General features: G+C 72.0%; 20 protein-coding genes. 9 read left to right on the top strand and 11 right to left on the bottom strand.

The genetic code is table 11. The annotated features are described in order from the left end of the window. Positions 1-77 precede the first annotated feature (77 nt). Positions 78-872 carry a hypothetical protein gene (locus FHU35_RS13320; protein ID WP_145739118.1) on the top strand — a complete coding sequence of 265 codons (795 nt, stop codon included), beginning with the start codon at positions 78-80 and terminating at the stop codon, positions 870-872. Positions 873-932: 60 nt separating this feature from the next. Here the strand turns inward: FHU35_RS13320 and FHU35_RS13315 are convergent, their stop codons facing one another. From FHU35_RS13315 to fabG, 3 genes are all read right to left on the bottom strand, one after another. Continuing rightward, a complete protein-coding gene (locus FHU35_RS13315; RefSeq protein ID WP_186459408.1) occupies positions 933-1,952 on the bottom strand; it encodes a ferrochelatase in 1,020 nt (339 codons plus the stop codon). A gap of 240 nt (positions 1,953-2,192) precedes the next feature. Continuing rightward, positions 2,193-2,960, bottom strand: a complete 768-nt coding sequence (gene fabI, locus FHU35_RS13310; protein WP_145739116.1) for an enoyl-ACP reductase FabI — start codon at positions 2,958-2,960, stop codon at positions 2,193-2,195. 97 nt (positions 2,961-3,057) lie between these two features. Beyond that, positions 3,058-3,762 (bottom strand): beta-ketoacyl-ACP reductase, encoded by a 705-nt coding sequence (fabG, locus tag FHU35_RS13305; protein WP_145739113.1) that lies wholly within the window; start codon positions 3,760-3,762, stop codon positions 3,058-3,060. A 289-nt stretch (positions 3,763-4,051) separates the two neighbouring features. On the opposite strand from fabG, the gene trxA reads away from it, so the two are divergent. Further along, positions 4,052-4,414 carry a thioredoxin gene (trxA, locus tag FHU35_RS13300; protein ID WP_145739111.1) on the top strand — a complete coding sequence of 121 codons (363 nt, stop codon included), beginning with the start codon at positions 4,052-4,054 and terminating at the stop codon, positions 4,412-4,414. Positions 4,415-4,453: 39 nt separating this feature from the next. Here the strand turns inward: trxA and FHU35_RS13295 are convergent, their stop codons facing one another. From FHU35_RS13295 to FHU35_RS13260, 8 genes are all read right to left on the bottom strand, one after another. After that, positions 4,454-5,176, bottom strand: a complete 723-nt coding sequence (locus FHU35_RS13295) for an MgtC/SapB family protein (protein WP_145739109.1) — start codon at positions 5,174-5,176, stop codon at positions 4,454-4,456. A gap of 35 nt (positions 5,177-5,211) precedes the next feature. Next, a complete protein-coding gene (locus tag FHU35_RS13290; protein ID WP_145739106.1) occupies positions 5,212-5,802 on the bottom strand; it encodes a class I SAM-dependent methyltransferase in 591 nt (196 codons plus the stop codon). Between the two features lie 44 nt (positions 5,803-5,846). Then, positions 5,847-6,827 carry a VWA domain-containing protein gene (locus FHU35_RS13285; RefSeq protein ID WP_186459435.1) on the bottom strand — a complete coding sequence of 327 codons (981 nt, stop codon included), beginning with the start codon at positions 6,825-6,827 and terminating at the stop codon, positions 5,847-5,849. Between the two features lie 2 nt (positions 6,828-6,829). After that, the gene (locus tag FHU35_RS13280) at positions 6,830-7,714 is read right to left on the bottom strand and encodes a DUF58 domain-containing protein (protein ID WP_246110318.1); all 885 of its coding nucleotides are present in this window, start codon (positions 7,712-7,714) and stop codon (positions 6,830-6,832) included. Between the two features lie 83 nt (positions 7,715-7,797). Next, on the bottom strand, positions 7,798-8,832 hold the full coding sequence (locus tag FHU35_RS13275; protein ID WP_425474139.1) for an AAA family ATPase: 1,035 nt from the start codon (positions 8,830-8,832) through the stop codon (positions 7,798-7,800). Between the two features lie 363 nt (positions 8,833-9,195). Continuing rightward, positions 9,196-9,768: a molybdenum cofactor guanylyltransferase gene (gene mobA, locus FHU35_RS13270; RefSeq protein ID WP_145739098.1), complete on the bottom strand. Its 573-nt coding sequence runs from the start codon at positions 9,766-9,768 to the stop codon at positions 9,196-9,198. A gap of 45 nt (positions 9,769-9,813) precedes the next feature. Next, positions 9,814-11,115, bottom strand: coding sequence for an NlpC/P60 family protein (locus FHU35_RS13265; protein ID WP_186459406.1), 1,302 nt, complete (start codon positions 11,113-11,115; stop codon positions 9,814-9,816). A 137-nt stretch (positions 11,116-11,252) separates the two neighbouring features. After that, positions 11,253-12,095, bottom strand: a complete 843-nt coding sequence (locus FHU35_RS13260; RefSeq protein WP_145739091.1) for an SIR2 family NAD-dependent protein deacylase — start codon at positions 12,093-12,095, stop codon at positions 11,253-11,255. A 186-nt stretch (positions 12,096-12,281) separates the two neighbouring features. On the opposite strand from FHU35_RS13260, the gene FHU35_RS13255 reads away from it, so the two are divergent. Genes FHU35_RS13255 through FHU35_RS13225 form a run of 7 tightly spaced genes read left to right on the top strand, consistent with a single transcriptional unit; the run spans position 12,282 to position 21,790 of the window. Further along, entirely contained in the window at positions 12,282-13,676 is a 1,395-nt protein-coding gene (locus FHU35_RS13255) for an MFS transporter (RefSeq protein WP_145739087.1), read from the top strand. Further along, positions 13,669-15,744: a molybdopterin oxidoreductase family protein gene (locus FHU35_RS13250; protein WP_145739085.1), complete on the top strand. Its 2,076-nt coding sequence runs from the start codon at positions 13,669-13,671 to the stop codon at positions 15,742-15,744. Before FHU35_RS13255 ends, FHU35_RS13250 begins: the two co-directional genes overlap by 8 nt. Next, positions 15,741-17,147: an FAD-dependent oxidoreductase gene (locus tag FHU35_RS13245; RefSeq protein ID WP_145739083.1), complete on the top strand. Its 1,407-nt coding sequence runs from the start codon at positions 15,741-15,743 to the stop codon at positions 17,145-17,147. Before FHU35_RS13250 ends, FHU35_RS13245 begins: the two co-directional genes overlap by 4 nt. Further along, positions 17,144-19,663: a nitrite reductase large subunit NirB gene (gene nirB, locus FHU35_RS13240; protein WP_145739080.1), complete on the top strand. Its 2,520-nt coding sequence runs from the start codon at positions 17,144-17,146 to the stop codon at positions 19,661-19,663. Before FHU35_RS13245 ends, nirB begins: the two co-directional genes overlap by 4 nt. Then, positions 19,660-19,983: a nitrite reductase small subunit NirD gene (nirD, locus tag FHU35_RS13235; RefSeq protein WP_145739077.1), complete on the top strand. Its 324-nt coding sequence runs from the start codon at positions 19,660-19,662 to the stop codon at positions 19,981-19,983. Before nirB ends, nirD begins: the two co-directional genes overlap by 4 nt. After that, on the top strand, positions 19,980-21,122 hold the full coding sequence (locus FHU35_RS13230) for a uroporphyrinogen-III synthase (protein WP_145739075.1): 1,143 nt from the start codon (positions 19,980-19,982) through the stop codon (positions 21,120-21,122). Before nirD ends, FHU35_RS13230 begins: the two co-directional genes overlap by 4 nt. Further along, positions 21,101-21,790, top strand: coding sequence for a sirohydrochlorin chelatase (locus FHU35_RS13225; protein WP_145739073.1), 690 nt, complete (start codon positions 21,101-21,103; stop codon positions 21,788-21,790). The genes FHU35_RS13230 and FHU35_RS13225 overlap by 22 nt, the downstream gene beginning before the upstream one ends. Positions 21,791-21,833 lie beyond the last annotated feature (43 nt).

Genomic DNA, 21,833 nt, shown 5'->3' with positions numbered 1-21,833 from the left:
GTCCGGGCCATGGGCGGCGTCACACCCCGCATCCCCCCGGACGCGGCAACGGTTTTCGATCCGTACCCTCTAGCGACGTGCCATGCCCTAGCGCCACTCTGGTTGTCTGGTCGTCCGCCTGGCTGCACGGTGCTGCCGCCTCCGACGACGTGCTCGATGCCGTGCAGACCTGGGGCGAGGTGCAGGAGTTCCGCGCCGCCGACGACGAGCTCGCCGCGCGCCTGGACCTGCCCGGACCCCAGGACACGCCCGCCGGTCCCGCCCTGCTGCTCGCCGCCCTGCGCAAGGCCGGGGTCTCCACCGGCGAACTGGCGCTGCCCGTGCCGGGCGACGTCCGCGGACTCGGCGGAGCCAGCGCCTTCTCGAAGCTCGCGATGCGCACCGGTGAAGCCGCCGTGCTGCCCGAAGCCCAACTCGGCCTGGTCCCCGAGCGCATCGCCGAAGGAGTCCGGCGCTGGACGGTGTTCGACACCGGCGAGATGCCGCCCGCCGAGCACATGCCGATCGGCGAAGCCGAGCACGGCATGGCCTCCGCGATGCGCGAAGCCGCCACCGTCCTCATCGACCTCGGCGTCGCCAAGCAGCGCCCCGGCGTGCGCGAGGAGATCGCCCGGACCATCGCCGACAAACCCGCCCCGGACTGGCCGGAGACCATCCCCCAGCGCACGCTGCGCATCCTGCAGCGGGCCACCGAGGTCGAAGCGATCCTCTGGGTGGCCACCGACGACTCCCCCGGCGGCGCCCTGTCCGCATCGGCCATCCGCGCCCGCACCGACGCGCTGCGGCCCCTCTTCGACGCCGTCCGCGCCGCCCGCCGCGCCTCGATCGCCGAGATGGTGCGCGTCCTGGCCGACCAGGCCACCAGCTCCTGACCGAGACGAGGGGGTGCGTTCCCGCGTCGGGAACGCACCCCCTCGTCTCGTCTCAGCGGTTCAGCAGCAGCCCGGAGCGCAGAGCTGACCGTTGACCGTCGACCCCGCGGCCAGCATCTCCGAGAGCTTGCACGCCGGAGCATCATCGGTGTGCTCCGCGATCAGCTCCACGATCATCTTCGCGAACCGGGGATCGGTGCCCGCCGTGGCCGCGCGGGCGAACCCCATTCCCAGCTCGGCGGCCACTTCCTCGGCCTCGTTGTCCAGGTCCCAGATCACCTCGAGGTGGTCCGAGACGAAACCGATCGGGCTGACCACCACCGAACCCACCCCCTTGGCGTGCAGGTCCTCCAGGTGATCGCAGACGTCCGGTTCCAGCCACGGCACCTGCGGCGGCCCGGAACGCGACTGCCACACCACGTCGTAGGCGTCCACGCCCACCCGCTCGGCCACCAACCGGGCGGCCTCGGCCACCTGGCGCGAGTACCAGCGCGGCCGGCCGTCGGCACCGGGCTGCTCGTCCGCGCGCAACGGGACGGAGTGGGCGGTGAACACCAGCCGCGGCTGCTCGGAGCGCTCCCCCAAGCGCTCGTAGGCCGCGCGCACCGCGTCGGCGTTGGCCTCGACGAACAGCGGGTGGTCGAAGAACTGCCGGAGCTTCACCAGCTCCGGGGCCCGCTGCCCCACCGACTCCCGCGCCCGCACGATGTCCTCGTGGTACTGCTTGCAGCCCGAGTACCCGCCCCACGCCGAGGTGGCGAACACCAACGCCCGCTCGACCCCGTCATCGGCCATCTGCGCGACGGTGTCCTCGATCATCGGATGCCAGTTGCGGTTGCCGAAGTAGACCGGCAGATCCCGGCCCTGCGCCGCCAGCTCGGACCGCAGCGCCGCCATGACGTCCTGGTTCAACCGGTTGATCGGCGACACACCGCCGAAGTGCAGGTAGTGCTCGGCCACCTCGTCGAGGCGTTCCGGCGGCACTCCCCTGCCCCGAGTCACGTTCTCCAGGAACGGCCGCACTTCCTCCGGCCCCTCCGGCCCTCCGAACGACAAGAACAGCAACGCGTCAAAGCTCACCGCGCCATCATCGCGCCGCGCGAACACCGCCGCGCAACCGGGGCGCACGCGATGTGAACCCCCTCGCGGCCCCGATCCCCCGCACTTCCCAGTTTTAGTCCAAACCGAGGACCTTCGATGCCCGAAATGTCGGCTCAGTTATGACTAAAACTGGGAACGCGCGAGCGCTTCGCCGCGCGGACGACGGCGGGGTGGTGGTTCCGCTGGGAACCACCACCCCGCCACAGCGACTTGCCGGGATCAGATCCCGAGCGAGTGGACACCACCGTCGACCATGATCATCGAGCCGGTCGTGGCGGGCAGCCAATCCGACAGCACCGCGCAGATCGACTTCGCCACCGGCGTCGGGTCGTTGACGTCCCAGCCCAGCGGAGCCCGGTCACCCCAGCCCGCCTCCAGCTCGGAGAAGCCCGGGATCGACTTGGCCGCCATCGTGCGCACCGGCCCCGCCGACACCAGGTTCACCCGGATGCCCTGCGGCCCCAGCTCGCGCGCCAGGTACCGCGACGTCGACTCCAGCGCCGCCTTCGCCACGCCCATCCAGTTGTAGGCAGGCCACGCCACGCGCGCGTCGAAGTCCATGCCCACGATCGAGCCGCCCTCGCCCATCAGCGGCAGCACCGCGGTGCTCAACGACTTCAACGAGTACGCCGAGATCTCCACGCCGGTCGCCACGTCCTCCCACGGCGCGTCCAGGAACGGCTCGCCCAGGCACGACGGCGGCGCGTAGCCGATCGAGTGCAGCACCCCGTCCAGGCCGCTCACGTGCTGGCGCAGCCGCTCGGGCAAGGTCTCCAGGTGCTCGGCGTTGGAGACGTCCAGCTCCAGCACCGGTGCCGGCTTCGGGAGCCGGGTGGCGATCCGCTCCACCAGGCTCAACCGGCCGAAACCGGTGAGCACGACCTCGGCGCCCTGCTCCTGCGCGGCCTTGGCCGCGTGGAACGCGATCGACGCGTCGGTGATCACCCCGGTGACCAGGATCCGCTTGCCTTCGAGCAATCCGCTCACGAGAAAACCCCTTCGAAATCACATGCCGAGTGCTGGCGCACCCGTGGTCACCGGCACCAGCGCCGTGCCGGAAGTTCTCGTCCCCGCGACCGGGCCGTCAGTGCCCCATCCCGAGACCGCCGTCGACCGGGATCACCGCACCGGTGATGTACCCGGCCTCGTCGGACGCCAGCCAGCGCACCGCGCCCGCGACCTCCTCCGGGTCGGCCATCCGCGACAGCGGCACCTGCGCGAGGATCTCCTTCTTGCGCTCCTCGGACAGCTCGTCGGTCATGTCCGTGGCGACGTAACCGGGCGCCACCACGTTCGCGGTGACCTTGCGCGAACCGAGCTCGCGGGCGATCGAGCGGGACATGCCCACCAGACCCGCCTTGCTCGCCGCGTAGTTGACCTGACCAGGCCCACCGGACAGACCCACCACCGACGAGATGAAGATCATCCGGCCCCACCGGTTGCGCAACATGCTGCTGGCCGCGCGCTTGGCCACCCGGTAGGAACCCGCCAGATTCGCGTCGATGACCCGCCCGAACTGCTCCTCGCTCATCCGCAGCAGCAACGTGTCATCGGTGATGCCGGCGTTGGCCACCAGCACCTCGACCCGCCCGTGCGCGTCCTCCACCTCGTCGAAGGCCGCGGCGACCTGGTCCGGATCGGTGACGTCGCACTGCACGCCGAACAAGCCCTCCGGCGCACCCGATCCGCGGTGCGTGACCGCGACCTTGTCCCCGGCGGCCTCGAACGCCCTCGCGATCGCCAGGCCGATGCCGCGGTTACCGCCGGTCACCAGTACGGACCGTGCCACTGTGGATCTCCCATCGAACACGTCAAGATTCGTTTCAGCCGCGACATTATCGGCTCGGCGAGCACCACCGCTCATCGACTCCGCACATAAAACAGGCCCCAATATGGTGGCGTGCCTACACACCGAGGCACCCCGTGCACGCCGAACCGGCCCCGCGGCCAGTACCGTGGCCCACCACGCTCGCGGTGATCACCACGAGCGTGGTGCAACCGACATGAACCTGGGGGAATGCGCGGTCCCGCGGCCGACGTTGCCCGAGTACTGCCCCACCACTGCGAAGAGGTATCCCATGGCCACGGTGGAACTGACCAAGGACAACTTCGACGAGGTCGTCGGTGACGACAAGTTCGTCATCATCGACTTCTGGGCCTCCTGGTGCGGCCCGTGCAAGCAGTTCGCGCCGGTCTTCGAGAAGGGCTCGGAAACCCACGACGACATCGTCTTCGCCAAGGTCGACACCGAGGACCAGCCCGAGCTCGCCGCCGCCTTCGACGTCCAGTCGATCCCGACGCTGGCGATCATCCGAGACAAGGTCCTGGTGTTCCAGCAGCCCGGCGCGCTGCCCGAGAACGTCTTCGAGGACCTCGTGGGCCAGGCCCGCGGGCTCGACATGGACGAGGTCAAGAAGGACGCGGAGGCGGAGGCGGAGTGACCCGCCGGTGCCGGGCTCGCACGCGGGCCCGGCACCGCCTCAGAACCCGCCCTCGGCCGACTCGCCGGCCGCCGCGTGCAACACCCCCGGCAACGAGCTGATCTCCTCCACCAGCGCCGCCACCGGGCTCTTGCCCCGCAACCGCAGCGCCACCACCGCCGTGCGCTGCTCGTCGTCGGAATCCTCGCGCTCGACCTGCAGGTCCAGCAGCGTCCACCCGCGACTCGTGCACATCGTCAGCACGTTGCGCAGCACCCCGTAGCCGTCGAGGTAGCCGACCCGCATCACCTGCGGCTCCCGCAACGCCGGGCGGGCGAACCGCAGCAGGTACGGGAACCCGATCGCCACCAGGAAGTGCACGCCCGTCGTCGCGGCCGCCAGCAGCACCAGTCCCCCGCCGCAGGCCATCCCCACCGCTGCCACCAGCCACACCGACGCCGCCGTGGTCAACCCCCGCACGGCATCCCGCCGCACGAAGATCAGACCACCGCCGATGAAACCGATGCCCGACACGATCTGCGCCGCCACCCGCGACGGATCCAGCGACACCCGGTCGAACACCAGCAGATCGCCGAAGGCGTACTTGGACACCAGCATGAACAGGCCCGCGCCCACCCCGACCAGCGCGTGAGTGCGCAGCCCGGCGCTCTTGGCGCGAATCTCCCGCTCCAGACCGATGAGGCTCGAGAACAGCAACGCCGTCCCCAGCTCCACCAGCAGCGGTAACTCGTCCAGCCCCGTCACCACAGCATCAGCAGGCATCCCAGCAAACTAACACCGCCACAGGCGGCCCGCGGCTACGCGCGACGCGGCCGCCGGGCCAGGTACACCACCGCGGGCGGCAGGTTGCGCCACACCGTGCGGCTGACCACCGTCTCCTCGAAGGTCGCCTTCAGATCCGCGTGCTGCCTGCGCGCCGGAGGCGCCCACCGGGTCCAGGTGTAGGCGAACTGCGTGAAAGCCCCGTCCGGCGTCATCGCCCCCGCCAGCAGCTCCACCAGCGGCACACCACCCACCGGCGCGTGCGCCACCCACGGCAACCCGCTGACCACCACATCGGCCTTGCCCACACCGTGCTCGGACAACAACTCCGGAACGCTGCGCGCATCACCGCACACCGACTCCACGCCGGGGAACCGGCGACCCAGCTCGGCCGCCCACCCCTCGTTGAGCTCCACCGCCAGGTGCGTCCCGCGGCCCCCCAGGCGCCGCTGGATCACCTCGGTGAAAGCCCCGGTGCCCGGCCCCAGCTCCACCACCACCGGATCACCGGTCAACGGGATCGGGGCCACCATCTGCTCCGCCAAGGCCCGCGAACTCGGGCCCACGGCGGCGGTCGTGGTCGGCGACTTGACGAACTCCCACAAGAAACGAGCTGCCGTGCTCAAGGCGACGCTGCTCCCGTCGTCGTCGGGACGGGGCGCGCCCGCCCTCAAGGCAGTCTTCGACCGGCGAACAGGGAGATCCCGGCCGCGATGATCGCGCAGAGAGTACCCAGCACCAGCCACGGTTTGCTGGCGTCTGTGTGCTTGGTCTCGTAGCCGATCTGCTCGCCCAGGGTCTCGTAGACCTCGCGCAGCTGTTCGGCGCTGGACGCCTTGTGGAACTCACCGCCGGACAAGCGCGCGATCTCCTGCATCGCGTCGTCGTCGACCTCGACCCACTCCTGCTCGCCCTCGATCTCGATCGAGCCGTGCTTGGTGCCGAAGGAGATCGTCGAGATCGGCACGCCCGCCTTCTTCGCCTCCCCGGCCTTCGTGTAGGCGCCGCGCGGCGCGTCCATCTCGCGCGGAATGGTCTGCCCACCGTCGGCCATCAGCACGATCCGCGCCGGAGGCGCACCCGCCGGACCGCCGACCATCTTGCCGAACGAGTCGATGGCCTGCATCGACGCGTTGATGCCGTCACCCGTCGCGGTCGCCTCCGCCAGCTTGAGGGTGTCGATCGCCTGCTTGACGCTCGACCGATCCGTGGTCGGCATGACCAGCACGGTCGCCGTCCCGGCGAAGGACACCAGGCCGAGGTTGATGCCCGGCGTCAGCTTGTCGGCGAACTCCTTGGCCGCGACCTTCGCCGCCTCCAAGCGGTTCGGCTCGACGTCGGTGGCCTTCATCGACAGCGACACGTCCACGGTCAGCATGACCGTCGCCCGGTTGCGCGGGATCCGCTGCTCCGCGGTCGGTCCCGACAACGCCACCGTCAGGAAGATCAGCGCCACCCCCAGCAGCGCCGGAGGCACGTGCTTCCACCAGCCCTGCCTGCTGGAGGCGACCCGGTCCAGCACCTCGAGGTTGGAGAACTTCAGCGTGTCCCGCCGACCGCGGCGCATCGCCCACACGTACCCGGCGACGAGACCGGCGACCAGAAACAGCAGCAGGAACCACCACGGCGCGGTGAACCCGGTCAGACTCAACATCACCCAGCTCCTCCGCCGGACCAACCGCGCTTGCGGGCCATCACGAACCGCACGACATCGGCGATCCAGTCGGAATCGGTGCGCAGCACCAGGTGAGCGCACCCGGCCCTGCGCAGGACCCTCGCCACGTCCTCCCGGTGCGCGGCCGCCGCAGCGGCGAACTCCTTGCGCAGCACCGGAGTCGTGTGCACCTCGCGGCGCTTGCCCGTCTCCGGGTCGGACAGCAGGACCGTGCCCACGTCGGGCAGTTCCACGTCCCGCGGGTCGATCACCTCGATCGCCAGTAGCGAGTGCCGCGCGCCGAGACCGCGCAGCGCGCGCTGCCAGTCGGTGCCGCCGAGGAAGTCGGAGATCACCACGGCCAGCCCCCGGCGGCGCGGCGGACGCCGCAACGACTCCAGCAGCCCTGGGAGGTCTCCCCGGGTTCCCTCCGGGGCGCGCGGCGTCTCGGCGACCTTCTTCAGCAGCGCCCGCGCGTAGGCGGCGCCCCCGCGCGCGGGGAGCCGGTGCTGCCCGGTCCCGTTGTCCACGACAGCGCCGACCCGGTTGCCGCCACCACTGGTCAAGAACATCACCGCGGCGAGCGCGGCGACCGCCAGCTCCCGCTTGTCGCAGGCGGCCGTGCCGAAGTCGAGGCTCGGCGAGAGGTCCATCGCCACCCACGTCTCCAGCTCGCGGTCGGCGACCGTCTGCCGGATGTGCGGCTCGGTCATGCGCGCGGTGACCGCCCAGTCCATCCGCCGCACGTCGTCGCCGGGCTGGTAGCTGCGGGCCTCCCCCGGTTCGCTGCCCGGGCCGGGCACCAGGCCGAGGTGGTTGCCCTGCAGGAGGCCGTCGAGCCGCCCGCGAACGGTGAGTTCGAGGGCGCGCAGCGCGACCTCCATGCGCCCGGTCTCCAGGGCCGGTGGCGCCCAGGCCGGGCGGTCACCGCCGGAGTTCGCGGGTACCGCCACGTCTGCCCCTCCCCTCACTGGTGCGGTGGCATCGGCGGCTGGCCGTAGCCGGGCTGCCCGGCGGGACCGATCGGCGCCGGCTGCTGCGGGCCGCCCTGCGGACGGGCGGAGACCTGCGGCAGCGGAACCGTCTGCAGCACCCGGGCCACGATGTGCTCGACCGGGATGCCGTCGGCGAGCGCGTCGTAGGACAGCACCAGCCGGTGGCGCAGCACGTCCGGCACGACGTCGACGACGTCCTGCGGCAGCACGTAGTCACGACCGCGCACCAGCGCCAGAGCGCGGGCGGCGGCGATGATCCCGAGGCTGGCACGCGGTGAGGCTCCGTAGGAGACCCAGCCCGCGATGTCGGCCAGTCCGTGGTCGTTGGGCATCCGGGTGGCCACCACGAGGCGCACCACGTAGTCGACCAGCGCGTGGTGCACGAACACGCCCGCGGCGACGTCCTGCAACCGGATCAGCTCCTCGGGGCTGAGCACCCCGTCGGGCTCGGGCGGGGTCACGCCCATCCGGTAGATGATCTCGCGCTCTTCCTCGGCGGTCGGGTACTCGACCGGGAGCTTGAACAGGAAGCGGTCGCGCTGGGCTTCCGGCAGCGGGTAGACGCCCTCGTTCTCGATGGGGTTCTGGGTGGCCAGCACCAGGAACGGTGCGGGCATCGGGAAGCTCTGCCCGCCGATGGACACGTGCCGCTCGGCCATGACCTCCAGCAGCGCCGACTGCACCTTGGCGGGCGCGCGGTTGATCTCGTCGGCGAGCACGAAGTTCGCCAGCACCGGGCCGAGCTCGACGTCGAAGCGCTCGCTGCCCTGCCGGTAGATGCGGGTGCCGAGGATGTCGGCGGGTACCAGGTCCGGGGTGAACTGCAAGCGGGAGAACGAGCCGCCGACGACCCGGGCGAAGGTCTCGACCGCGAGGGTTTTGGCGACACCGGGCACGCCCTCGAGCAGGATGTGCCCCTTGGCCAGCAGACCGGTCAGCATCCGCTCGATCAGGCGGTCCTGCCCGACGATGACGCGCTTGACTTCGAAGACGGTGCGCTCGAGCAGCTGCGCGTCGCGCGCCGGGGTGCTCGACGCTCCCGCCTGACCTGCTGGACGCGCCGCAGCGGCTCCGGCGCCCGCGCTCTCACCGTTGCCGGCCTCGGTCACTTCTCCCAGCCTCCTCGTCGATGCGGCCGCTTCCGGCCGATCAAGATCCTGGCACGCCGCTGACTCCTCGCGCACGAGGGGGCGCATCGAACCCCACCCAACCTCATCGCCGGTATGACCGCTGTGAAGCCGAACCGCTTTCGGCCTCCGCGCGGCTTGTGGTGACCCCGGCCGAACGGCATTAATTTCATTCGACACTGAAACGATAGATGCAGTTAATGTTTTGAACAGCGCCTCTCCGGCGAGGAGCCGGGGAGGCGCTCAGAAGTCCGGCGTGCGGGCTTCGCGCAGGTCCCCCGGCGTGTCCACATCGGACACCTCAGGTGTGGTTGCGGGAACCCGCACCGGGCCCAGGGGCGCGAACAGCGCGCGCACCGGGCGGTTCCGGACCTCCGAGGGCATCGAGTCCCGCAGGGCTCGCACCCGCCAGAGACCGATCAGCCACTGCGCCCTCCCGCCGGGATCCGCCAGGACCGCTCCCCCGGCCGTCGGCTGGTCGGTCAGCGCTGCGCTCAGGCGCGCGAGGGTGTCCGGGGTGAGGTTGGGGTGATCGGCGGCCAGGACCGCCACGAGCCCGTCGGTGTCTTCGATCCGGCGCAGCCCGGCCTCGACGGCCGCGAGCGGCCCTCCCCCGGCGGGTTCCTCAGCGGTCCACAGGACCGCCGTGGCCGTCGGCCGTTCAGGACCGACCACCACGACGGGATTCGCTCCGGCCACGGCGTCGATCGTGCGGTCCAGCAGAGTCCGGCCGCGCACCGGCAGCATCACCTTGTCCGCACCGCCGAGCCGGCGCGCGCCACCCCCGGCCAGCAGCACCGCCGCGAAATCCGCCACGTCGCAATGCTTGCAGCCCGCGAACCGAGCCGACCAGCCGGGCCGTCAGAGCGGGCGCACCGCGTAGGGGTAGATGCCGCCGTAGCGGACCGGGGCGACGCGCACCCGCGAGCCGGAGTACGGCGCCTCGACCATCTTCCCGTTGCCCAGGTAGAGCGCGACGTGGTGGATGGAGCCGCCGTCGTTCCAGAACAGCATGTCGCCGCGCTGCATCTGCGAGACCGGGACCCGCTTGCCCGACTGAGCCTGGTAGCCGCTGTAGTGGTCCAGCGAGACGCCGGCACCCGCGAACGCGTAGATCATCAGCCCGGAGCAGTCGAAACCGACCTTGGCGTAGTCGCCGTAGGAGTCGGCCACTCCCCCGTCCCGGATGCCGCGGGTCGGCCCCCGCGAGTTGCCACCGCCCCACGCGTAGGGCATCCCCAGCTGCGACAGCGCCCGCGACACCACGGCTTCGACGTCACCGGAGGACGACGGCTGATCGCTGCCGGTCTGAGGAGCGGTGACCGGGCGGGCACTGGCCGCGGCCTGCTCCTCCGCGGCCTTGTCGTCCTGCCAGTCCTCGTAGTCGGCGCGCTGGGCCTGCAGCCCGGACACCCGCGAGCGGGCCGAGTCGAGCTCCGCCTGCACCGAGTCGCGATCGGCCTGCAATCCTTCGGCTTGCGTGACCTGCTGGGCCCGCGCCTGGATCGCCGCCTGCTGGGCGGCTTCGGCGGCCGCCCGCGCTTCGTCGGCGGCCTGGCGCTTGGCCTCGGCCTCCTCCAGCGCGGCCCGGGTCATCGAGTCCTTGTTGACCTTCTCGATGCGCGCCTTCTCGAGGTCCTCCAGGACGTCGAGCTGCGAGTCGCTGATGGCGTCGAGCAGGGACGCCCGTTCGAGCATCTCCTCCGGATCGCGGGCGCCGGCGTAGGCGGTGATCGAGCCGAGCTTGCTGCCCTGCCGGTAGCTGCTGGCGGCGAACTGGTCGAGCCGGTGGCGCTGCGAATCGATCCGCCCGGCCGCGACGCGCGCGTCTGCGGCGGCGGCATCCGCGGCGGTGCGCGAGCGGCCGTAGTCGTCCTCGGCCCGCTGGAGATCGACGCGGGCCTTGTTCGCGCCCTCCATCTGGACCTCGACCTGCGACTGCAGGCCCACGAGACGGGATTCGGCCTCGGCGAGCCGGTTGGCGAGCGCACCGGCCTCGCCGGCGCTGCGCTGGGCCTCGGCCTTGCCCGCCTGGAGCTCGGCATCGCTGGGGTTCGGCGGCGGAGGCGGGACGGCCAACCCAGTACCGGTGGCCCCCAAACCGACCGCGCAGAGCAGCACCAGCACGCCGATCCTGCGCGCGCCTCGATTCGTGGACAACACCCGTCACCTCCAGCAGATGCACCCGTTCGGTACCGGAACTTAGACCGAACGGAGTCACAATTAGCCGGAGTTTTGCATCAGCGCCTCATGCGCACCACACGAAACGGACGTTTCTCTTGCAACGTCAACCACTCGTGTCACATCTGATCCCAGGTGCTGGGATCACCCCACGTTCGCAGCGGTTCGCCGGAGTCGATCAGCGGTGCGGCGGCGAGCCCGGGCAGCACCTCGGTGAGCGGTCCGCGCAGGACCGCGTCCGCGATCTCGTCGTAGGGGGTGGGCTCGGCGTTGCAGATGATCAGCTTCGCACCGGCCTTGCCCGCCATCTCCGCGAAGGCCGCCGCCGGGTAGACGGACAAGGAGGTGCCCGCCGCGACGAACAGGTCGCAGTCCAGCGACGCCCGCCGGGCTTCCCGCAGCACCTCGCCGTCCAGCGTCTGGCCGAAGAACACCGTCGCCGATTTGAGGATTCCGCCGCACGAACGGCAATCCGGGTCGCGCTCGCCGTCGGCGACCCGCTGCAGGACCTTGATCATGTCGCCGGACGCGCCGCAGTGCACGCAGATCGTGCGGCGCATCGTTCCGTGCAGCTCCAGGACGCGGTCGCGGCTCAGACCGGCGCGCTGATGCAGCTCGTCGATGTTCTGGGTGAGCAGCGCGCCCAACCGGCCGGAGGCCTCTAGGTCGACGAACGCCCGGTGCGCGGCGTTGGGTTCGGCGTGCCAGGCGGGGTTCTCGGCTCGGGCACGCCAGGCCTGCGCCCGGACGTCCTCGTCCGCGAGGTAGCTGTCGATGTCGCTGAGCCGGGCGGCCTGCGGGTTGCGGGTCCACACGCCCTCCGGCCCCCGGAAGTCGGGGATGCCGGACGCGGTCGACACGCCCGCGCCGGTGAGCGCGGTGATGCGCCGGGCGGCACCGAAGAGTTCTCGGGCGTGCTGCCACGTCGCGCTGTCGTCGGCCTCCGAGCCTCGTTGCGTCACCTCCACAAGGTGCCACGGACGCGATGTCGGTCGGCGCACCGGGCCGACGTGTGTTGCCGGTCACCGAGTTCCTGACCGGCAGCGGTCCGGTTCTGTGAAGACCCATTTTCTTGGCGGTAACGCGCGACGAGCACAGGGGAAACAGCCGGTTCCTACCTTCGGAGCGACCCGTTGAGAGGAGCCGCGTTGACGACGAACGCACGGTCCCCGAGAGGCCGCTGGATCGAGGGCTGGGACCCGGAGGACGAGGTCCTCTGGGCATCCACCGGCAAGCGCATCGCTCGCCGCAACCTGATCTTCTCGATCCTCTCCGAGCACATCGGGTTCTCCGTCTGGAGCATCTGGTCGGTCCTGGTCCTGTTCATGGGGCCCGACATCGGCCTGCCGTTCACCGCGTCGGAGAAGTTCCTGCTGGTGATCACGCCGAACCTGGTGGGCGCGGTGCTGCGGCTGCCCTACGCGGCGGCGGTGACCCGCTTCGGCGGCCGGAACTGGACGATCTTCAGCTCGGCGGTGCTGCTGGTGCCGACGGTGCTGGCTCTGCACTTCGTGCAGCAGCCGGGCACGCCGCTGTGGGTGTTCGTGCTCATCGGCGCGACAGCTGGTGCCGGTGGCGGCAACTTCGCCTCGTCGATGGCCAACATCACGACCTTCTTCCCGCAGCGGCTGCAGGGCTGGGCGCTGGGGCTCAACGCGGGCGGCGGCAACATCGGCGTGGCGGCGATCCAGGTGATCGGCCTGCTCGTCATCGCCTTCGCGGGCAACACCCACCCGGCCTACGTGGCGGCGATCTACCTGCCGCTGATCGCGGTGGCAGCGGTGTGCGCGGCGCTGGGCATGGACAACGTCGACAGCATCAGGGCGGAGCCGGGCGCGCTGCGGGAGGCCTGCGGCAGCAGGCACACCTGGTGGATCTCCGCGCTGTACGTGGGCACCTTCGGGTCGTTCATCGGCTACAGCTTCGCGTTCGGGCTGGTGCTGCAGACGGAGTTCGGGTTCACGCCGCTGCAGGCGGCGAGCTGGACCTTCCTGGGACCGCTGGTGGGTTCGCTGTCGCGGCCGCTGGGCGGCCGGTTGGCCGACCGCCTCGGCGGAGCTCGGGTGACGCTGTGGAGCTTCGCGCTGATGGCGGCCGGGACGGCCGTGCTGCTGGTGGCCTCCGCGTGGGGGTCGTTCGCGCTGTACGTGACGGCGTTCATCGCGCTGTTCCTGCTGACCGGCCTGGGCAACGGCTCGACCTACAAGATGATCCCCGCGGTCTTCGCCGAGGAGGCCGAGCGCGAGGTCACCGCGGGCGGCGAGGCCGTGGCGGCCTTCGCGCAGGCTCGGCGGTACTCGGGTGCGGTCATCGGGATCGCCGGTGCGATCGGCGCGCTGGGCGGTGTGGGCATCAACCTGGCGTTCCGCGCTTCCTACGGCGGCGAGGCGGCCAGCGGTGACGGGGCTCTGGCGGTGTTCCTCGCCTACTACGCGGTGTGCGTCCTGGTGACCTGGTGGGTGTACCTGCGCGGTGCGCGCGGGCCGGGTCAGGGCCCGGTCGAGGTGCCCCGGGAGCGAACCGCGGGGGCCGGTCGTGTCTGAGCTTCGCGCTGTGGACACCCACTGCCCGTACTGCGCCTTGCAGTGCGGAACCCGGCTCGCGCAGGAACGGGGCGCGGTGTTGGTGCAGCCGACGGACTTCCCGGTCAACCGGGGTGGGCTCTGCCAGAAGGGCTGGACCGCTCCCTCCCTGCTGGAGGTCCCCGACCGGTTGCGGCGGCCGCTGGTGCGTCGCGGCGGCGAGCTCGTCCCGGTCTCCTGGGAGGCGGCGCTCGACACCGTCGCCTCCGGCCTCGATCGGGTTCGTCGGGAACGCGGCCCGGACTCCGTCGGGGTGTTCGGCGGCGGAGGCCTCACCAACGAGAAGGCCTACCTGCTGGGCAAGTTCGCGCGGCTCGCGCTGGGCACGAGCCAGATCGACTACAACGGGCGGTTCTGCATGTCCTCGGCGGCCGCCGCCGGGACGGCCGCGTTCGGCCTGGACCGCGGGCTGCCGTTCCCGGTGACCGACCTGGGCGGCGCGGACGTGGTGCTGCTGGCCGGGGCCAATCCGGCGGAGACCATGCCGCCCCTGATGCAGCACCTGCGCTCGCCGGACCTGATCGTCGTGGATCCGCGCAGGACCGCGACCGCCGAGCGGGCCGCGCTGCACCTGCAGCCGCTGCCGGGCACGGATCTGGCGCTGGCGCTGGGACTCCTGCACATCGCGGTGGTCGACGGCCACGTCGACGGCGACTTCGTCCGCGAGCGGACCGACGGGTTCGACGCCGCGTGGCGGAGGGCGATGTCCTGGTGGCCCGAACGGGTCGAGCGGGTGACCGGGGTCCCGGCGACCGACCAGCGGGAAGCGGTGCGGATGCTCGCCGGTGCCGGCAGCGCCTACGTGCTCACCGGACGCGGCGCCGAGCAGCACAGCACGGGCGTGGACGTGGTCTCCGGATTCATCAACCTCGCGCTCGCGCTGGGACTTCCAGGACGGCGCGGTCGCGGGTACGGCTGCCTGACCGGTCAGGGCAACGGGCAGGGCGGCCGGGAGCACGGTCAGAAGGCCGATCAGCTGCCCGGCTACCGCATGATCACCGACCAGTCCGCGCGCGAGCACGTCGCCGGGATCTGGGGCGTGCCGCCGGAGGTGCTGCCGGGGCCGGGGCGCTCGGCCTACGAGCTGCTCGACGCGCTGGGCACCGACGACGGCCCGAGCGCGCTGCTGGTGTTCGGTTCCAACCCGGTGGTGTCGGCGCCCCGCGCCGAGCACGTGGTCGACCGGCTGAGGTCGCTGAATCTGCTGGTGGTGGCCGATTTCGTGCCGTCGGAGACCAGCGAGCTGGCCGACGTGGTGCTGCCGGTGACCCAGTGGGCCGAGGAGGAGGGCACCATGACCAACCTGGAGGGTCGCGTCCTGCGGCGCCGCCGGTTGCGGCCGGCCCCGGGTCACGCGCGCAGCGACCTGGAGGTGCTGCACGGCATCGCGACCCGGTTGGGCGAGCCCGGCCACCGCTACCCCACCCGCCCGCGCGAGGTCTTCGACGAGCTGCGCCGCGCGTCGGCCGGCGGCAAGGCCGATTACGCGGGCATCAGCTACGAGCGGCTCGACGCGGGCGAGGCGCTGCACTGGCCCTGCCCGGACGTGCGGCATCCCGGAACGCCGAGGCTGTTCCTCGACGGTTTCGCCCACCCCGGTGGGCGGGCGCAGTTCGCGGCGGTCGAGCACCGCGATGCCGGTGAGCAGCCGACGGAGCTGTTCCCGCTGACGGCGACCACCGGGCGCGTGCTGGCGCACTACCAGTCGGGCGCGCAGACGAGGCGGGTCGCCGAGCTCAACGACGCCTCCCCCGCCGCGTTCGTGGAGGTCCACCCCGACACCGCCTCCCGCGCCGGTCTGGCCCACGGGGTGCTGGCGAGGGTCACTTCGGCGCGCGGCAGCGCGATCGCCGAGGTGCGGGTGGTGCCGACGATGCGCACCGACACCGTCTTCTTGCCGTTCCACTTCCCCGGCGACGGGCGCGCCAACCTGCTCACCGGGGACGCGCTGGACCCGCGCAGCAAGATGCCCGAGTTCAAGGCCAGCGCGGTGCGCATCGAACCCCACCGGGATGTGGTGTCCGAATGAGCCCGCTGAACCCCGTGGCGGGCCGGGTGGTCGTGGTCGGCAACGGGCCGGCCGCGCACCGGCTCGTGGAGAAGCTGCGAGCGCACGGCCACGACGGCCAGATCACCGTGCTGGGCGCCGAGCGGCACGCCGCCTACAACCGGGTGCTGCTCGGCTCCGTGCTCGACGGATCGTTGCCCCCGTCGGCGGTGGCGCTGCCCGAGGTGGACGCCGAGGTGCGGCCGGGCAACCCGGTCATCGACATCGACCGGGGGCGGCGCGCAGTGCGCACCGAGGACGGCCGCGAGTTCGGCTACGAGGCGCTGGTGCTGGCCACCGGTGCGCGGCCGCTGGTTCCGGAGATCATCGGCCTGACCCCCGATCGGCTCACCTCGCTGCGCACGCTCTCCGACTGCGCCCGGCTGGAGCGAGCACCGGGCCGTGTCGCCGTGCTCGGCGGCGGCGTGCTCGGGGTGGAGGTCGCGCTGGCGCTGCTGGCGCGCGGGCGTCAAGTGAGCTTGGTGCACCGCGGGCCGCACCTGATGGGGCGCCGCCTCGACGACACCGCTGGCCGGATGCTCGCCGAGCGGGTGGGCGAGCTCGGTGTCGACGTCCGGCTCGGGGTGAAGGCCACGTCGCACAGAGACGGGATGCTGCGGCTCACCGACGGTTCCGAGGTCGCGGCCGATGTCGTGGTGGCGTGCACCGGAGTGCGGCCGGAGGTGCGCCTCGCGCAGCGCGCCGGTGTGTCGGTCAACCGCGGCGTCGTCGTCGACGATCAGCTGCGCACCAGCGATCCGCACATCCACGCCATCGGCGACTGCGCCGAGCACCGAGGCGTGGCGGCCGGGGTGATCTCCTCGGCCTGGGAGCAGGCGGAGGTGCTGGCCGAGCACCTCACCGGAGGCGGCGCGCGCTTCACCGGGTCCGGTGTGGTGACCCGGCTCAGGGCACGCGGCCTCGACCTCGCCTCCGTCGGCGCGACGCGCGCGCTGCGTTCCGGCGACGCCGAGATCGTCACGTTCTCGGATCCGGCTCGGGGCCGCTACGCCGCGCTCGCGCTGCACTCCGGGCGGGTCTCCGGCGCGGTGCTGCTGGGGTTGCCCGCCGCGATCCCCGCGATCACCCGGGTGCACGAGCGGGGCCTGCCGATGCCGGCCGACCGGTTGTCGCTGCTGCTGGGAACTCCCGCCGCCGTGCCGGGCGCACCGGTCGAGCTGCCCGAGGACGCGGTGCTGTGCCGCTGCTCCCACGTCACCAAGAAGTCCCTGATCAGCGCGTGGCACAGCGGTGCCCGCTCGGTCGCGGCGCTGGCCGGAGCCACGCGCGCGACCACCGGGTGCGGCGGCTGCGTCGACGACGTCGGCCGGCTGTGCGACGCGCTGGCCGATCGCATCGAATCAGAGAGGAAGGGCGCGGCATGACTCGCACGCTCGTCGTCGTCGGCCACGGGATGGTCGGCCACCGGCTCGTCGAATCGCTCCGTCATCGCGACGAGGCCGACACCTGGCGGATCGTCGTGCTCGGCGAGGAACCTCGTCCCGCCTACGACCGCGTGGCGCTGTCGTCCTACCTGGACGGCAAGAGCGCCGAGGACCTCAGCCTGACCGGGCAGGACCTCGTCGACGACCCGATGGTCGAGCTGCGGCCGGGCACCTCGGTGTCCGATGTGGACACCGAGGCCCGCGCGGTCTCGCTGGCGGGTGGTGAGTCGCTGAGCTACGACGCGCTGGTGCTGGCGACGGGTTCGACGCCGTTCGTCCCGCCGGTGCCCGGACATCGGCTCCCCGGCACCTTCGTCTACCGCACCCTCGAGGATCTCGACGCCATCCGCGACGCCGCGACCGAGGGCGCCGACGGCGTGGTCATCGGCGGCGGGTTGCTGGGCTTGGAGGCCGCGAACGCGTTGCGGTTGCTGGGGATGCGCCCGCACGTGGTGGAGATGGCACCGCGGCTGATGCCGCTGCAGGTCGACGAGGGCGGCGGGCAGGTACTGCGGAAGCTGGTCGAGGAGCTGGGACTGACCGTCCACGCCGGTGCCGCGACCCGTTCGGTCGACGGCGAGGAGCACGTCACCGGGGTGACCCTGGACGACGGCACCGTCATCGACACCGACCTGGTCGTGTTCTCCGCCGGTGTGCGCCCCCGCGACGAGCTCGCCGAGACCGCCGGGGTGGCGCGCGGTGAGCGCGGCGGGTTCCTGGTCGACGAGGCGTGCCGGACCGGTGTCGACCGCGTGTGGGCGATCGGCGAGTGCGCGGCGGTCGACGGCCGCTGCTACGGGCTCGTCGCGCCGGGTTACGCGATGGCCGAAGGTGTCGCCGATCAGCTGCTGGAGCTGGGCGAGGGGACCTTCCCGGGTGCCGACCTGTCGACGAAGCTCAAGCTCCTCGGCGTCGACGTCGCCAGCTTCGGCGACGCCCACGGCACGGCCGAGGGCGCGCTGGAGGTCGTCTACGCCAACAACGCCGCCGGCACCTACGCGAAGCTCGTGCTCTCCGACGACGCCCGGGTGCTGCTCGGCGGTGTCCTGGTCGGCGACGCCGGCGCCTACTCGGTGCTGCGACCGCTGGTCGGCCGGGAACTCCCGGCCGCACCCGAGCAGCTGCTGCTGCCCGCCGGGTCGGGCGCGGACCCCGGCGCGCTGCCGGACGACGCGGCGGTGTGCTCGTGCAACAACGTCACCAAGGGGCAGATCACCAGCGCCATCGTCGAGCGCGGGCTCACCGGTGTCGCGGAGGTGAAGTCCTGCACCAGGGCCGGGACCAGCTGCGGATCGTGCGTGCCGATGCTGGGGACGCTGCTGAGCGAGTGCGGTGTGGCGACGTCGAAGGCGCTGTGCGAGCACTTCGGCCAGTCCCGCGCCGAGCTCTTCGAGATCGTGCGGGCCACCGGAGCCGGCTCGTTCTCCGAGCTGATCGCCAAGCACGGTTCCGGGCGCGGGTGCGACATCTGCAAACCCGCCGTCGCCTCGATCCTGGCCAGCCTCGGCAACGGCCACATCCTCGACGGCGAGCAGGCGGGCCTGCAGGACACCAACGACCGGTTCCTGGCCAACATCCAGCGCAACGGCACCTACTCGGTGGTGCCCCGGGTGCCAGGTGGCGAGATCACCCCCGACAAGCTCATCGTGCTCGGCGAGGTGGCCAAGGAGTTCGGGCTCTACACCAAGATCACCGGTGGTCAGCGCATCGATCTCTTCGGCGCGCGGGTGGAGCAGCTGCCGCAGATCTGGACGAGGCTGGTCGATGCCGGGTTCGAGTCCGGGCACGCCTACGGCAAGGCGCTGCGGACGGTGAAGTCCTGCGTCGGCGACGACTGGTGCCGCTACGGCGTGCAGGACTCGGTGAGCATGGCGATCAGGCTGGAACTGCGCTACCGGGGCCTGCGCTCACCGCACAAGCTCAAGTCGGCGGTGTCGGGCTGCGCCCGCGAGTGCGCCGAGGCCCGAGGCAAGGACTTCGGCGTCATCGCCACCGACGAGGGCTGGAACCTCTACGTCGGCGGCAACGGCGGGTTCAGCCCGCGCCACGCCGAGCTGCTCGCAGCCGACCTCGACGACGAGCGGCTGATCCAGCTCATCGACCGGTTCCTCATGTTCTACGTGCGCACCGCCGACCGCCTGCAGCGCACCTCCGCCTGGGTCGAATCCCTCGAAGGCGGCCTGGAGCACCTCAAGGACGTCGTCGTCGAGGACTCCCTCGGCATCGCCGCCGAGCTGGAAGGCGCGATGCAGCGCCACGTCGAGACCTACTCCGACGAGTGGGCCGGAGTGCTGTCCGATCCGGGCAAGCTCTCGCGGTTCGTGTCCTTCGTCAACGCTCCGGAGGCACCGGATCCCACGATCCGCTTCATCTCCGAGCGCGGTCAGATCCGGCCGGGACCGGTCGGTCTGCCGATGCCCTCGATCAACCCCCGCACCGAGGAGGTCCACTCGTGAACTGGCAGCCGATCTGCGCGCTCGACCTGCTGGCACCCGAGCACGGCATGCCGGCACTGGTCGGCGACAACGCGGTCGCCGTGTTCCGCACTCACGACGACGAGCTGTTCGCCGTGGGCAACGTCGACCCGTTCTGCGGGGCCGGGGTGATCAGCCGCGGCATCGTCGGCGATCGCGGAGGGGAACCGACCGTGGCCTCCCCCATGCTCAAGCAGGTGTTCTCCCTGCGCACCGGCCTGTGCCTGGACGACCCCGGCGCCCGGCTTCCGGTGTTCCGGGTGCGGCGGCGCGAGGCGGTCGTGGAGGTCGCGCTTCCTTGAGGGACGAACTCACCGGGTACACGGTCGCGGTGACCGCGGCCCGCCGGGCCGACGAGCTCGGCTCGCTGCTCGAGCGGCGCGGTGCCCGAGTCGTGCACGGCCCGGCGCTGCGGATCCTGCCGCTGGCCGACGACACCGAGCTCCGGCGGGTCACCGACGAGTGCATCGCCGACCCGCCCGACGCCGTGGTCGCCACGACCGGCATCGGCTTCCGCGGCTGGATCGAGGCCGCCGACGGATGGGGCGTGGGCGAAGACCTGCTGGCGGCGTTGAGCTCGGCCCGCCCGCTGGCGCGGGGCCCGAAGGCGCGCGGGGCGGTGCGGGCGGCCGGGCTGCCCGATCCGTGGTCACCGGAGTCGGAATCCTCAGGGGAGCTACTGGAGCACCTGCTCGGCGAGCCGCTGGACGGGACGCGGATCGCGGTCCAGCTGCACGGGACGCCGCTACCGGACTTCGTCGCAGCGCTGGAGCACGCCGGTGCGCGGGTCATCGAGGTGCCGGTGTACCGGTGGACGGCACCGGCCGACCTCACCGCCCTGGACGACCTGCTGACCTCGGTGTGCGCGCAGCAGATCGACGCGGTGACCTTCACCAGCGCGCCTGCGGCGGCGAGCCTGCTGTCCCTGGCGGGCGAGCGCGGGTGCCGGGACCGGCTGCTGGCGGCGCTGCGCGGTCCCGTGCTCGCGGCGTGCGTGGGTCCGGTGACGCACGGCCCGCTGGCCGACCACGGCGTTCCGGCGGTGGTGCCGGAGCGCTTCCGGATCGGCGCCCTGGTGCGGTCGCTGTGCGAGGCCCTGCCGATGCGCTCGCCGACGCTGCCGGTCGCCGGGCACCGCCTCCAGCTGCGCGGACACGCGGCCGTCCTCGACGGCGAGCTCAAGCAGCTCTCCCCGCAGGGACGGACGTTGCTGCGGGCGCTGGCCGAGCGACCCGGGCGCGTCGTGTCGCGTGTCGCGTTGGCGGATGCGCTCCACTGCGCCGGGGGGTCCGCCGACGTGCACGTCGTCGAGCAGGCGGTGGCGCGATTGCGTTCGGCGCTGGGCGCACCGCGGGTGGTGCAGACCGTGATCAAGCGCGGGTACCGACTTCCGCTGGAACCGATGGGGGATTCTCCGAGATGCGCCGATCCGCTGCCGTGAACCCGTCGCTGCTGCTGGTCGCCCACGGAACGCGCGCCCCCGAAGGGCCGCGGGTGATCGAGGCGCTGGCGGCAGCCGCCGCGACGCGCGTGGGAGCACCCGTGCACGTCGGCTACGTCGACGTCATCGGCCCGACGGTGGCCGAGGCGCTGGCCCGGATCCCCGGCCCTGTCGTGGCGGTGCCCGCGTTCCTGGCCGCCGGCTACCACGTGCGCACCGATCTGCCCGAGCAGATCCTCTCCACCGGTCGTGCCGACGTCGTCGTCACCGGACCGCTCGGTCCCGCTCCCGAGATCACCGACGCGCTTCTCGACCGGCTGCGCGAAGCGGGGTGGCGCCCCGGCCGCCAGGTCCTACTCTCGGCCGCCGGGTCCTCCGACGAGCGCGCGCTCGGCGACGTGCGCGCCGCGGCGCGGGACCTGGGACGCCGCTGCGGGCAGTGGCTCAACCCCAGCTACATCACCACGGCGAGCCCCAGGACCGCGCAGGTGTGTCGCGCGGACGCGTTCCTCTCGCCGTACTTGCTGGCGCCCGGTCTCTTCCACCGCACGCTCGCGCAGCTGCCGGTCGCCGGGGTCGCCGATCCGATCGGGACGCACCCGGCGGTCGTGGACCTGATCGCGCGGCGCTACCTCCGTGCGGTGCGCGACGACGTCTTCGCGGCCTGACCGGACCCTCGGTCGGCCGCCGACCTCGCTCACCGAACGCGAC

It is taken from the genome of Saccharopolyspora dendranthemae, from assembly GCF_007829955.1.
GTDB lineage: Bacteria > Actinomycetota > Actinomycetes > Mycobacteriales > Pseudonocardiaceae > Saccharopolyspora > Saccharopolyspora dendranthemae.
Note: the sequence above shows the minus strand (reverse complement) of the source record. Positions and strands in the feature narration are given on the sequence as shown.